The sequence below is a fragment of the Aeromonas sp. R5-1 genome (assembly GCF_040908265.1).
GTDB lineage: Bacteria > Pseudomonadota > Gammaproteobacteria > Enterobacterales > Aeromonadaceae > Aeromonas > Aeromonas caviae.
Genome location: NZ_JBFODJ010000045.1, coordinates 1 through 13218 on the forward strand (window position 1 = coordinate 1; position 13218 = coordinate 13218).

The window sequence follows — 13218 nt, forward strand, 5'->3', positions numbered from 1 at the left end:
CCCACGAACAAAAAATGAAAATTTTAGTCATTTAATATCAATGGGTTACCAGTAAATGCTCTCGTGCCATATGACTTATTCGCACCTTCCCTAGAGCCACATGACTTGATTTCGGCAATTAGTACTTATGTTTTGAGCAAGGGGCAAGACTATTGGGCTCTGGATGCCAATTTTGATCATGAAAAAATCCATAAATATGATGAGGCCAGGCAACGACTTGAAGCCAAGGCGTTGCAATTAGGTGAGGAGTTTGCGGCATCAGGTCATAAACTTGATGAGCTGGGGCCAAACCTGTTTTCAAATGGTTGGATGCCTAATACCTATGCATTCGGAAGAGGATTGGCTAAGGGGGGGCATGATTTACGAGCGGGCTGGCAGCAACTTGTCGAGCAACTGGAACCATTGTCCAGGGTAGGTATGAATGTTGCCGTCTTTGGTGGTTTTATCAAAGAGATAGATGCATTTGAACCAGAGTTGGTACAGGAGTTACTCGACTTTTGTGCCCAGCATCCAGTACTCCGTCACTCGCTGGTCTATTTGCATCCTTGGGGTAAATTTACAGAAGTTGATCTAGGGAAGGTGCGAATAAGTCATATGGCACGAGAGCATTTACTGGTAACCCATTGATATTAAATGACTAAAATTTTCATTTTTTGTTCGTGGGATACTTGTTCGCACTTTCCCTAGAGCGTTGTATGATGCTGTTGGATGATCCTGATATTGACCCAAATATGTATGAACCCATCTTATGGCGAGATGAGTATGCATCCTTGCCGAGAGCGAGAATCCTCGAGCTTGCAATGCGACTTCTGAGTAAACCTGGCGGCAGTGATGTGGTGCTGGAGGCGCTAAGCATGCGCCTTCATGACAAAGATGTGATGGTGGATACGTTGGGGCCCGATTTTCGTCAGATAGGTCTTAGGGCCGCAATTTTAAATTTGCCAAAAGATCACAACGATCCTGGTGGGTCAAAAGGCTACAACATGGAGTGCGTCATCAATGCTGCATTACGTTTCGATGGCAATGAGCCAGAAAAACAGGAGTGGTTGGACGCAATTTTTGCTGTTGTTGATCTGCACTATGGTTACGTTCATTCATATGAAAGCGCCATTGAGACAACAGCTGCGCTGATGCCAGAAGCATTTTTAAATCGAGTCTTTGAAGGCACTGAAGAGCAACAAGAACGTCGGCAGTTTTTTATTTGTAATAGAGACTTACGATTCTCACCTCTTGCCTATATTAATATGGATTTTCTGATTTCGTGGTGTTGTGCCCGAAATGAGCCCCGCGTATGGGTAGCTATTGCAGCAAGCATTAACTTGTGGGAAAAGGATGGCGAAATTGAAGGGCTCAGGATGTCAGAGTTAGCTCTCAGGCTGCTTGAGTCATCTCCTGACCCTGCTATTGTTCTGGAAATATTCGCCGAAAGTGTCACTCCTTCATCTTGGTCTGGTAGCCGAGCCAAAGTAATGCAGTCCAGAGCGGAGGCAATTCGCAAGTTAGTTGAGCATGACAGAGCAGATATTTCGAGTGCAGCTCAAACTGTTTCAGAGAATTTGGTTCAGTTTATCGAGCGACAGAAAGAGCGAGAACAGCGGGAGGATATGGAGCAAGAACAGCGATTTGAATAAAAATCACCTGTTTCAAGTCCGTAGGGTGCAATGAACAGCGTGAATTGCACCTCTAATTTGGTGTTTCATACCTTGTACAAAAGCCGCTCGGCAAACGGTGCAATGCGCTGCGCTTATTGCACCCTACGTCTCTTCGTCAATTCGCCGGGGTGGTGTAACTGATCGCACGCCCCGTAACCAAAGGAACAGAAGGGGCAATCGGCGCCCCGACTCTGCTAATGCCCCCGCTTTATATCACGGCATGCTGGTCCGGCATGGTTTGATAGTCTGCTGACTCACAACCAACAGCCCTGTTTTTCCTCCTATCAGGAGAGCATAAAAGGCCACGTTCACTCATACCTCGCCGCTTCCCAGGCATGTATCGCCTGTTTGCGGGTCTCGCCCCAGTGATAGCCGCCGAGCCTGCCGTTTTGCTGGATGACTCTGTGGCAGGGGATCATCAAGGCGACGGGGTTGGCGCCCACCGCCAGCCCCACGGCGCGGGCGGCCTTTGGGTTGCCGACGGCGTTTGCCACCTGGGCGTAGCTCACCACCTTGGCGGGCGGGATCTGCAGCAGCGCCCGCCAGACGCTGATCTGAAAGTTGGTGCCGCTCACGTGCAAGGAGAGGGGGCGGTCCGGTGTCTTGCTGCCATCGAACATGGTGTGGATGACCCCCTGGGTGCGTGATGGCGCTTCTCGCAGTTCTGCCGCTGGCCAACGCTGGGCGAGGGCACTCAGCGGCGTTTGTGGGGCCTGGTCATCGAGAAACGAGAAGTTGCACACCCCTCGCGGGGTCAGGGCAACGAACGCCTGGCCGAAGGGGGTGTCGTGCACCCCGTGATCGATAACCAGCCCGGCCCCGCGCTGTTTGTACTCCCCCGGCGTCACCGCTTCTAGCTGCACGAAGTGATCGTAGAGCCGCGAGCCGCTGCTCAGGCCCAGGGTATCGGCCACTTCCAGCAGCGGGCGCGACTCCTGCAACAGCGCCTTGGCCCGCTCCAGGGTCAGCACCTGCAAGTAGCGCTTCGGGGTCACTCCGGCCCAGCGGCTGAACAGCCGCTGGAAGTGAAAGGGGCTTAGGTGAACGTGCGCCGCTATCTCGTCCAGGGTGGGCTGGCGCGCCACCTGGCTTGCGATAAAACGGATGGCATCGGCGATGCGGGCGTAATCAGACATAGGGAGCTCTCACGATAGGTTTGCAGCCGCAGGATCTTGGGTGCGACAAGGTCATGTGCGACAAATAGATACCCCACCATCGGCCAGCAGGGCAATGCCGGTGGTAAAGCTGGATGCATCGGACGCAAGATAGAGGGCCGAGCGGGCGATCTCCTCCGGTTGGGCCAGGCGCTTGAGGGCATGCATATGCTGCACAAAGGCGAGACTCTCCGGTGTATCGGTAAAGGCCCGCCCCATGGGGGTGTCGGTGCCCCCCGGCAGCAGGGCGTTGACCCGCACCCCTTGTGCCCCATATTCGGCGGCCAGCACCTGGGTCAGGCCGATGAGGCCTGCTTTGCTCGCAGCATAGGCCGCCATGCCGGGCAGCCCCAGGGTATGGCCGACGAAGGTGGAGGTAAAAATAAGGGAGCCGCCCCCGCGTGCCTGCATGGCGGGGATCTGGTACTTGGCCCCCACAAAGGCGCTGGTGAGGTTGGTATCCAGGGTCTCTTGCCACTGCGCCAGTTCAAGCCCCGGCACGCTGCCCGGTGTCCCCGTGCTGCCGGCGTTGTTGAAGGCGATATCGAGTCCGCCGAAACGGGTCAGCGCGAGATCCACCAGGGCGCGGGCATAGGTTTCGCTTTTCACATCTCCCGCCAGGCTCACCGCCTGGCCCCCGAATTCCCTGATCTCCTCCACCAGCAGATCCAGCTCGGGCTGGCGGCGGGCGCCGACGACGACGCTGGCCCCCTCCCTTGCAAACAGGATGGCGCTGGCGCGACCGATACCGGAGCTGGCGCCCGTGATGATGGCGACCTTGTTGGACAGTAATGACATGGCAGTTCCCTCGCTAATGCGCATGGCGCCAGGTGGCGACGCTCATGCAGGATTGGCAGACAAGTGGATGGGTTCAACCCCCTCCTGGTTCAAACCTCCTTTGGTTCAACCCCTTGGGAGGTCGAAAGCACTGTTGGTTTGAAAGCACTATGGCGGTGAACCTTCGTCACGACGACCCGAATCTTGCTCACTTGTCCCATCGGCGATGGCCCATCACGGCATCAGGAGATATCCGCGTTTTATTAAGGGAGTGGGAACGGAGCGGGGTTGTGGCGCCGCTTTCCCAGGTGGTGGTGACCTGGGTTTGCAAGGGCAGGGTATGGAAAACAGTGCCACCGGTGTCGGCGGCACTGACGCAAAGCCTGGTGGGATAACGCTCTTTTAGGGGTTATCAGGCCAGGGCGGGGCTGGATGTGGCGGCGCAGGGCAGGGCGGTCAACTGTGCAAGGTGCTGGCCCAGGGAGACACCGGCGCCGGTGGCGTTGACCGTCTCGAAGTAGTCGTGCCAGCCCGATACGGCTATTCCCTGGACGAGGGCATCGATAGCTGCGGCATCCGGCCCGCGCCAGATGGCGAAGAAGGGGTGGGGCGCACCATGGAGGGTGGCAGCATCGGTCTCGCCCAGGGCGATGGGCTCCACCCCGAGGGCGGCGAGGTTGGCCATGCCTGTGCCAATGGCCTCGAAGAACTGCTGACGAGCCGTCTGGCTCAGTGCCAGCCAGGCGGGAGTGGGGGTGTAGAGCTCTGCCAGATAGTGGGTCATAGGGGTTCCTTCGGGAGTTGGCCCTTGCGCAAGGTGCGCAAGGCGCGTTGACAAATCCGGGTTGTCGCGGGGCAGGGGCTTTCGCGAGACCAGCGCGCGCAGAGGTCAGTGACCCACTGTGGCCTGTCTTTGCTCGCATCGTTCAGCCAGTTGGCTACGGAGTCCTGCACATAAGGGGCGGGATCGGCCTTGAGGGGCTCGAGTAGCATCAGGGCCTGCTCCGGCGCTTGTCGCAGGGACGCAAGATGGGTACACCAGACGCCGCGGGGCCGGGTCGCTTCGCTTGCAAAGCGTCGCAGTCGCTCGGACGGCTCCGCCGTCCAGGGCACCAGGGCGGCAATGGCCACCTCGAGCTGCGCAGCAATGGTCGATCGCATTGCGAGCCAGGCCCACTCGCGCACCCCAAAGTGAGGGTCATCGGCGAGGGGGCGAATGAGGGCCAGGCGGTCGCTGAGCGACAGCCCCTCGCTCGCGCCCACCATGAAACAGGCCCAGCCCCGCACGGTATCGGAGGGATGACGGCTGAGCGCCGCAAGATCCCTCGTGCCGTTCTCGGTCAGGAGCAGCCTGGCGGCCAGTGCCATGCGCCGGGTAATGCCCTCCCCGGATGCGGCGTGCATCGACGCCAGCGCCTGGGGCCCGAGCGAAGGCCGGGTGCACTGCATCAGGGCGGCAAAATCCACCGTCAGGCATTCGGTCAGGTTGCTTGCCTCAGCCTCTCCCCGGTTGAGCTGGGCGAGGCGTGAGGGGGCGATATCCGTGATGCGGCTGCGTGTCATGGGTGCTCCTCTGTGGCGGCCTCTGTGCAGCCTGCCCGGGATGAGATGACATTGAGCCAGGCCCGCTTGAGCAGGGCACTCAGGGTCTCTCGCTCTGCCTGATCGAACCCGGCAAACAGGGAGCCTATCCACTGGCTGTGCTCATCGAGCAGGTGCTGCGCAAGGGCCTGGCCCTGCTCTGTCAGGCGCACCGAGATCTTTCGCCTGTCCTGGCTGTCGCTGTGGCGAGCCAGCAGGCCGTCCCGTTGCAGCCCGTCGAGCAGGCCGGTGATGGTGGCCCGCGTAACCCCCGCCTTGTCGGCAAGCTCGTGGGGAGCCAACCCTTCTGGCAGGTCGCGCAGCAAAAACAGCAGCACGAACTTGCCTTCGGAGAGGCGGTGAGGGGCCAGGCGCGCCGCGCACGCCTGATCGATGGCAGTGGCGAGGGTCAACACCTCAAAGCAGACGCGTATGTTTTGGGTGTCCGCGTGTCCGCGGCGCTCTGCATCCTCGAGCAGGGCGAGGTGTTTCTGTTCCAGCGTGATCATGATGGTGAGTCTCGAATGACTTTGTATGGCGCCATACTATATGGCGCCAATCAAATGATCAACCACCCAAGCGCGCGACCGGAATGGTCCATGGCAACGGAGAGCGGGAGTGTGGCGATGGGGGGCCTTTGCAAGAGAAGGCGTTGCAAGAAAATCGGCCATCTTTGGCCGTCATTCCCTATAATGCCCCTCCTTTGTGGTCTGGGGGGAGTGCCCGCAGTGAGCCACCGCAAGCCCGAATGTTGATAGAGACGATCCCATGCATACCCTGGAACAGCTTCGCGCAGGCGAACTCTGCGGCGCCCGCCACCTCAAACTTGCTGAAAACCTCGCGGTGTTCCCTCCCGAGATCCTGAGCCTCAAAGAAACGTTGGAGGTGCTGGATCTCACCGGCAACCAGCTGAGCGAGTTGCCTGACGCGCTGGCCGAATGCAAGAAGCTGCGCATCCTCTTCTGCTCCGAGAACAACTTCACCGAACTGCCCGAGGTGCTGGGGCGCTGCCCTGCGCTCACCATGGTGGGCTTCAAGGCCAACCGCATCGCGACCGTCCCGGCCGCCTCCCTGCCCGCCAGATTGCGCTGGCTGATCCTGACCGACAACGAGATAGAGACACTGCCCGGAGAATTGGGGCGCTGCATTGATCTGCAAAAGCTGATGCTCTCGGGCAACCGGCTACATGAGCTTCCCGAGACGCTTGCCGGTTGCCACCGTTTGGAGCTTTTGCGCATCGCCGCCAACCGCCTGCCAGCGCTGCCGAGTTGGTTGCCCTCGATGCCGCGCCTGTCCTGGCTGGCCTTTGCGGGCAACCCTTTCTGTGATGAGCAGGCGTGTCTGAACGGCACATCGGAGTTCACTACCGAGATCCTCTGGCAGGCGCTCTCACTGGGAGACGTGCTCGGGGAGGGGGCATCCGGCGTCATCTATCGCGCCGAGTGGGCGAGTGCCGAAGGGCCCGGGGCGGTGGCGGTCAAGCTCTTCAAGGGGGCCGTCACCAGCGATGGCTTGCCCCTGAGCGAGATGGGGGCGTCCCTGGCCGCCGGTCGTCATCCAAACCTGGTCGGTGTGATGGGGCGAGTGAGCGATCATCCCTCCGGCATCCCGGCACTGGTGATGCCCCTGATAGACCCCGCCTTCGCCACCCTGGCGGGGCCCCCGAGCCTGGACTCCTGCACCCGGGATGTCTATGGGGCGGATCTGAACTTCACTCCGGCCCAGGTGATGGCCATGGTGCAAGGGGTGGCTGCGGCTGCCCGGCACCTGCACGAGCGGGGCATCCTCCACGGCGATCTCTACGCACACAACCTGCTGTACTCCTTGCAGCCCGCGATGCCTCACTCGCCGCAGGAGGCGCCGGGCCGGGTGCTGCTCGGTGACTTTGGTGCCGCCTCCTGTTACGACCGCGCCGATGAGGTGCTGGCCGGGCGGCTGGAGCGCCTGGAAGTGCGGGCCTTTGGCTGCCTGCTGGCCGAGCTGCTGGCGCGCAGTGATGGGGGGGACGCCGACCTCGACCCCCTTCATCGACTGGCCGGGGAGTGCGGCTTTGAGGTGCCTTCCCGGCGACCCACCTTTGCGCAGATCCTGACCCGGCTGGCAGCGATGGCGACAAGCCTGCCTGGGGTCGTGGCCTGAGGCCTGCCCATCGTGGGCCTTCTCATGCACTGGGGCGGGATCATGGGGCTTGCGCCACTTCGGTGAAGTTGTGATAGTGATGCACCATTGCAGATGACGAGAGGAAGATGATGGAAGCGGCATTTTGGCACCAGAAGTGGAAAGAGAACCGGATTGGCTTTCATCAGGCAGATTTCAACCGCTGGCTGCAATCCTGGTGGTCGGCCCAGCAAGGGAGCGACCCCGTGCTGGTACCCCTTTGCGGCAAGTCCCGGGACATGCTCTGGCTGCGTGAGCAGGGGCATCCAGTGGATGGCTTCGAGCTCTCCGAGCTCGCCATTACCCAGTTTTTTGACGAGAACAACCTGAGTGCAGAGAAAAGCGAGGTGGGTCCCTATCAGTGCCACCGGCACGCCGATCTGCGCATCTATCAGGGGGACTTCTTCGCCGCTCCGGAGCTCGGGCAGCGTTATCGCCTGGTCTATGACAGGGCGGCCCTCATCGCCTTGCCGGGCGCCATGCGCCGGCAGTATGCCGCCCTGATGAGCCGCCTGGTGGAGGCGGGGGGGCAGGTGTTGCTGGTGACCCTCGAATATCAGCCCGAGCAGCAGCAACAGCCGCCGTTCTCGGTAGGGGAGATGGAGGTGCGTACCCTGTTTGAGCGCGACTTTGGTGTCGAGGTGCTGGGCCGGGGGGCGGAGCTGGATCACCCCAGGGTGCTCTCGGGGCAGCTCTCCTATTTCGATGAGGTGGCTTACCGGCTGATCCGCCGGGGTTGAGAGGACGCGAGGCCGATGCCAAGGATGGAAGTGGCGCTTGTTTTACCTCCTTTGACATAGATCAACGTGGAAAATCAGGGAAATGCCTAAGATGAGGCTGTTTCTCAATCACTGCTGGTGCCGACCGATGAGCTCTGGTTTGAACGCCGGTCGAACATCAACCCAGTGTCTGATTTTCACGCTCATGTTCACTTTTGGCGGCTCTGGTCGCAATTGATTATGGTTTTTCCAGCCGACCCCACGGGGTCGGCTTTTTATTGCCTGCGCGTTGCCAACAGGGGAGGTCAGCCTTCGAAGGTGGCGGCGTTGAGCCGAAATGCCCTGGGATCGTCGACAAACTGGCCGGTGATCCGCTCGTCGTGCTCGTGGCCCAGGCCATAACTGCAGAGGATGAGGCGATCCGAGGTGCGGGATCTCAGCTGGGTGATGAAGCGCACCAGATCGGCACGGCTGAGCCTGCCCACCTCCTCGCGTACCCGTTCGCGCTGATCAAAACCCAGATCCTTGTTGCCGATGCTGACCCAGAGCCGCTGGCCGCGGCTGCGCAGGTTGGCATCCCGCTCGCTGAGCTGGGCCTGCAACCCCGCCTTGCTCTCCTGCCACTGCTGCTCGGTGAACTCCAGCATGGCCAGCGGGAAGAGATCGATGAACTCCTCCACCGCATCCAGCAGGATCTGCGGCCCCGCTACCGGCGACTGGATATAGAAGATGAGACCGGGATGGCGGTTGAGGGGCAGGTTGCCGGCTCCCACAACGTAACCGAGCTGCTGGCGTGTGCGCAGCTCGTGGAAGAAGGTGGATGACATGATGTGGTTGGCCAGGGTGAAGCAGGCGAGATCCCGCGCCCGGGTGGTGCGCGACTGGTAGTAGACCAGCAGCGCCGAGTCCTCGTGATCGCACCCCTGCTCCCGAATGAGGGTGCCTCTGTCCTGGATGGAGATGAGGGGGCGGCGGGTCTCGGCGCTGGGCTGGCTGTTGGCACCGAGGTGGCGCTCCAGCAGGGCCGCGAGTTCGAGGGCCTCGGCGGCCGTCCAGTCTCCGTGTACCAGGGCCTCCAGATGCACCCTGGCAAAGAGCTCGGAGACGAAGCCGGGCATCTCCCCGAGTTCGACGGTGCGCAGGTGGCGCAACAGCTGCTCGAAGGGCGGGTTGTTGGGTTGCAGCAAACTGGTGAGCTGGTTGAACAACTGGGAGATGGGGCGGGTCTTGGCCTGGTTCTCCCAGTTGCGGATAAGCTGCTCCTTGATCTCGCTAAAGCGTGCCGGATCCGGATACCCCAGGGTGCGGTTGCCGAGGATCATGTCGAGCAGCAGCGGTTGCTTGTCGGCAAAGCCGCTGAGGTTGATGGTAAAGCCCCCCTGATGGGCATAAATCTGGTAGCCAAGGCCTGCGAGCTCCGCCGGGTAGGTGAGGGCGTTGAGGTGATCCGTGAGCAGTTCCACGGCCAGACGCGCCATGGCGATGTGACGCGGGCTCTTGACCGCATGTTCGCTGTCGACGGAGATGTAAAGGCTGCCCTTGGGCACGCTGAACTGATGCTCGTGCAGGTGCCAGAGCCGGAAACCGGGCCTGTCGATGAGGCAGGACGGCATGTCGGCGGACAGCGCCGGCAGACGGGCGTCGAGGCGGGTGCTGATGAAGGGGTTGGGCGCCGGCAGGTGCAGGGCGGGATCCGGTTCACTCTGCTGCCAGCGGATCTTCTCGGCTTCGCTGATGATCTGGACGCTGTAGGGTGTCTGGTACCAGCGGGCGAGGCGATCCGTGCTCACTTCCGGGGCCTGGATGGTCACTCGCAGATTGTGGGGCGTCAGCTTGGCGAGGAAGCGCCGGATCAGCGGCTCATCGAACTCGCGCATCATGTAGTCGCCATAGAGCAGGTCGTCCGGCCCGTAGCTGAACAGGTTGAGCACGAGGCCGGAGACGGTGTCGAGGGCCCGGCCCCGCTCCTGGAAGCGGAAGGCGGATTCCAGCACGCTGCGCTTCTCCTCATAGCGCCAGGCCTGCACCCCGTCCCGCTCGATGAGCTTCAGATAGCCAAACAGGGCGGCGATGATCTCGTCTACATGCTCAAGCCCAAGGGGGGTGAGGCCAAAGCTCACGCCAAAGTCCTTGAAGTTGGCGCCGCTGATGCCGCCGCCGGCGGCGAGCTGATTGACCCAGCCCCGCCCCTTGAGCAGGGAGAGCAGGCTGCCTTCTCCCTCATAGCCGATGAGGTGGCTCAGGAAGGTGAGGGGTTTTTTGTCGTAATACTCATCCACGCACGGCAGCGGGAAGGTCAGCGCCAGCTTGCGGGTCTCCTTGACCGGGGTCAGCTGGATGCGAATGCCGAGATCATCGAGCCGGTAGAGAGGATGGCTCAGTACCGGAGGGCCGAGTCGGCGATCCGGAATGGCACCAAAGAAGCGATCACACCAGGCCAGCTGGGTCTCGATGGGTGCCGGTGAAAGCATGACCAGCGCCATGCGATCCGCACTGTAGTGGGTTTCGTAGAACGCAATGAGGTCCGAGCGCAGATCCCGGCCGGGAAGATCCGCCAAGGTGTCGAGGTTGCCCACCGAGAATTTGGAGAAGGGGTGGTCCGGATTGACCGTCTCCTTGTGCACCTGGTAGCTGCGGCGCACATCGTCCTGCAGCTTGAGGCGGTACTCGGAGTCCACCGCGTTGCGCTCCTTGTCGACCCACTCCGGTGCAAAGGTGGGGCAGATGAAGAACTGGGAGAACCGGTCGAGCCCCGCCTCGAAGAAGCCGTTGTCGATGTCGAAGAAGAAGTTGGTGAACTCGGTACCGGTCCAGGCGTTGTTGCTGCCCCCGTGACGGCTCATGAATTGCTGGTATTCACCGGGTTTGGGGTAGGTGCGGGTACCGAGAAACAGCATATGCTCGAGGAAATGGGCCATGCCCTGGCGATCCGCAGGATCGTCGAAGTGGCCGGTATTCACCGCCAGGGAGGCGGCGGATTTGTCGGTCTCGGGATCACAGATCAGCAAGACCCTGAGCCGGTTTGCCAGCTCCAGATAGTGATACCGCCGATGGTCATTGGGACTGGCATATGGGCTCATTGGGGAGGGGCTCGCGGTGAATTTATTTGAATTTAAACATGATTATCGACCCCGCTATCTTGCGAGGCAAACCCTTTTCTGAGAGGTGGCGCAATTGTTTCCCCCGGCATGGCGGGGTAAGATTCCCCCGCTATTTAAACAGGCCCCTTGGGCGAGGTTGTAATGAAAATCTACATCATGCGTCATGGCCAGGCTGGCATGAACGCAAAGACTGATGAACAGCGTCCACTGACCGAGCAAGGCATCGAAGAGTCCATCCACATGGCGGGCTGGCTGGCTCCCCAATTGGCAGGCTCCCTGAACCTGGTGATCCACAGCAACTACCTGCGTGCCAGACAGACCTGGCAGGCCATCGCCCCCGAGTTGCCCAAGGCCCTCAAGGTCGAGGAGAGCGGCGACATCACCCCCTATGGGGACCCGGCTTTCGTGGCGAGCTACCTCACTGCGCTGGCGGCGGAGCATGACAACATCCTGATGGTCAGCCACCTGCCGCTGGTGGGGTATCTGGTCCAGAGTCTCTGCCCGGCGGCAGGGGCCCCCATGTTCGCGACGTCCGGGCTGGCCTGCATCGAATGGCAAGATGGCAAAGGAGTCTTGCTCTGGCTGGAAGGACCGCATACAATACGGTAAAAGTTAATAATAAGTTACAGTTTGGTTTTTTGGGGAAGAGAGAGTCGAATTTTCCGGTTTTTTATATAAATTTAACGGAATTATTTCGCATAAGCTGCTGTCATACGGATACAACTTCAAGAGGTTGCAAACGATGAGAGTGTTCAAGAAGTACCTGCCACTGATGGTGGCAAAACATGTCAAAACCTTCTTCAAGGGGCGGATTTACATCCACGGCAGGGGGCGCTTCGATTTCCAGTCGGGCTTGCTGATGATGCCATTGCAAGCCGACATTCCCCATCGCCAGACGGTGCTCGAGGTCAATGAACTGATTTCAAGGCTCCACATGGATGCCGCCTGAGGCGCCTCAGGCTGACCCTGGTCCCCCTCATGCCCGCCCCTGTGCGGGCATGATTGTTGATGGCGCCTGGGCGCGGTGCCAACCGTTCGCGTCATGGTGCTTCTTCCTGCGTTGGCAGGCTTGCTTATCCTGATTGCCTCTCTATACTCGCGCGCAATACCCGCCTTTTTATTCTGGATATAGCAATGCCCCTTGCCTTCCTGTTTCCCTTCTCCTGCATGGCCATCTGGGCCGGCAATGGCATCGTCAGCAAGCTGGCGGTCGGGGTGTTGTCTCCTGCGGCGCTCGCCTGGTCGCGCTGGATGGTGGCGGCCCTGGTGCTGACCCCGTTTCTGGCTCACCGGGCCTGGCGCGAGCGCCGCAAACTGCGGGCCGGTTTCTCGAAGCTGGCGGTGCTGGCCCTGCTCGGGATGGTCTTGAACCAGACCTTTGGCTATTACGCGGCCCAGACCCTGGGGGCCACCGAGATTGGCCTGATGATGGGACTGACCCCCTTGATGACGGTGCTGCTCAGCATCTGGTTGCTGCGCGAGCGGCCCACCTGGGGGGCGCTGCTGGGAGGCGCCATCTCCATTCTGGGGCTGGCGATTTTGTTGGGGCAGGGGGATCCGGCCCGGCTGCTGACCCAGGGCATCCATATCGGTTCCGTCTACATGCTGCTCTCGGCGGCCACCTATGCGCTCTACAGCGTGCTGCTCAAGCGCTGGGATCTGGGGCTGGACAACTGGTCCATGCTCTACGGTCAGGTGCTGTGCAGCCTCCTGTTCCTCACCCCCTTCTATCTGCTGGTGGATGGGCACTGGCCCGATGGCAGCGCCCTCTGGCTCATCCTCTATGCGGGGATCCCGACCTCGGCCCTCTCGCCCTGGCTCTGGATGCAGGGCATTGCCCTGCTCGGGGCGAGCCGCACCGCCATCTTCATGAACCTGTTGCCGGTCATGACGGCCGCCCTTGCCATCAGCTGGCTCGGGGAGCGGCTCACCAGCTATCACCTCATCGGTGGCGGCATGACCCTGATGGGGGTGCTGCTGGCGCAGTTGCTGGTGAGGCCCGTGACGGTGCGAAGACGCGCCCGGCTCGCGGTGGCGGGCTGTCAGGAAAAGTAGGATAAAAAAAGACCGCCCTCGA

General features: G+C 60.7%; 13 protein-coding genes. 7 read left to right on the forward strand and 6 right to left on the reverse strand.

The window, feature by feature from the left end:
* Positions 1–105: 105 nt before the first annotated feature.
* Both AB5Y64_RS05710 and AB5Y64_RS05715 read left to right on the forward strand, forming a co-directional pair.
* Positions 106–627 (forward strand): hypothetical protein, encoded by a 522-nt coding sequence (locus tag AB5Y64_RS05710; protein WP_368203440.1) that lies wholly within the window; start codon positions 106–108, stop codon positions 625–627.
* A 68-nt stretch (positions 628–695) separates the two neighbouring features.
* Positions 696–1631, forward strand: a complete 936-nt coding sequence (locus tag AB5Y64_RS05715; protein ID WP_368203443.1) for a hypothetical protein — start codon at positions 696–698, stop codon at positions 1629–1631.
* A 329-nt stretch (positions 1632–1960) separates the two neighbouring features.
* On the opposite strand, the gene AB5Y64_RS05720 is transcribed toward AB5Y64_RS05715, so the two are convergent.
* From AB5Y64_RS05720 to AB5Y64_RS05740, 5 genes are all read right to left on the reverse strand, one after another.
* Positions 1961–2788 carry a bifunctional transcriptional activator/DNA repair enzyme AdaA gene (locus tag AB5Y64_RS05720; RefSeq protein ID WP_368203445.1) on the reverse strand — a complete coding sequence of 276 codons (828 nt, stop codon included), beginning with the start codon at positions 2786–2788 and terminating at the stop codon, positions 1961–1963.
* A 51-nt stretch (positions 2789–2839) separates the two neighbouring features.
* Positions 2840–3604 carry an SDR family oxidoreductase gene (locus AB5Y64_RS05725; protein WP_143237457.1) on the reverse strand — a complete coding sequence of 255 codons (765 nt, stop codon included), beginning with the start codon at positions 3602–3604 and terminating at the stop codon, positions 2840–2842.
* 391 nt (positions 3605–3995) lie between these two features.
* Positions 3996–4367, reverse strand: coding sequence for a DUF6616 family protein (locus AB5Y64_RS05730; RefSeq protein ID WP_368203447.1), 372 nt, complete (start codon positions 4365–4367; stop codon positions 3996–3998).
* Positions 4364–5146: a HEAT repeat domain-containing protein gene (locus AB5Y64_RS05735; RefSeq protein WP_368203450.1), complete on the reverse strand. Its 783-nt coding sequence runs from the start codon at positions 5144–5146 to the stop codon at positions 4364–4366. Before AB5Y64_RS05735 ends, AB5Y64_RS05730 begins: the two co-directional genes overlap by 4 nt.
* On the reverse strand, positions 5143–5673 hold the full coding sequence (locus tag AB5Y64_RS05740) for a MarR family transcriptional regulator (RefSeq protein WP_323937422.1): 531 nt from the start codon (positions 5671–5673) through the stop codon (positions 5143–5145). Before AB5Y64_RS05740 ends, AB5Y64_RS05735 begins: the two co-directional genes overlap by 4 nt.
* A 259-nt stretch (positions 5674–5932) precedes the next feature.
* On the opposite strand from AB5Y64_RS05740, the gene AB5Y64_RS05745 reads away from it, so the two are divergent.
* Both AB5Y64_RS05745 and AB5Y64_RS05750 read left to right on the forward strand, forming a co-directional pair.
* Positions 5933–7303: a leucine-rich repeat-containing protein kinase family protein gene (locus tag AB5Y64_RS05745; protein WP_319903217.1), complete on the forward strand. Its 1371-nt coding sequence runs from the start codon at positions 5933–5935 to the stop codon at positions 7301–7303.
* Between the two features lie 110 nt (positions 7304–7413).
* On the forward strand, positions 7414–8061 hold the full coding sequence (locus AB5Y64_RS05750) for a thiopurine S-methyltransferase (RefSeq protein ID WP_319903215.1): 648 nt from the start codon (positions 7414–7416) through the stop codon (positions 8059–8061).
* Positions 8062–8345: 284 nt separating this feature from the next.
* On the opposite strand, the gene AB5Y64_RS05755 is transcribed toward AB5Y64_RS05750, so the two are convergent.
* Positions 8346–11120 (reverse strand): insulinase family protein, encoded by a 2775-nt coding sequence (locus tag AB5Y64_RS05755; protein WP_221366474.1) that lies wholly within the window; start codon positions 11118–11120, stop codon positions 8346–8348.
* A 162-nt stretch (positions 11121–11282) separates the two neighbouring features.
* Here AB5Y64_RS05755 and sixA point away from each other — a divergent pair, with 162 nt between their 5' ends.
* From sixA to AB5Y64_RS05770, 3 genes are all read left to right on the forward strand, one after another.
* Positions 11283–11750 (forward strand): phosphohistidine phosphatase SixA, encoded by a 468-nt coding sequence (gene sixA, locus AB5Y64_RS05760; RefSeq protein WP_069651167.1) that lies wholly within the window; start codon positions 11283–11285, stop codon positions 11748–11750.
* A 133-nt stretch (positions 11751–11883) separates the two neighbouring features.
* Positions 11884–12090 (forward strand): DUF1107 domain-containing protein, encoded by a 207-nt coding sequence (locus tag AB5Y64_RS05765; RefSeq protein ID WP_005324080.1) that lies wholly within the window; start codon positions 11884–11886, stop codon positions 12088–12090.
* Positions 12091–12275: 185 nt separating this feature from the next.
* Positions 12276–13196: a DMT family transporter gene (locus AB5Y64_RS05770; protein ID WP_039039040.1), complete on the forward strand. Its 921-nt coding sequence runs from the start codon at positions 12276–12278 to the stop codon at positions 13194–13196.
* The last annotated feature ends 22 nt before the right edge of the window (positions 13197–13218 follow it).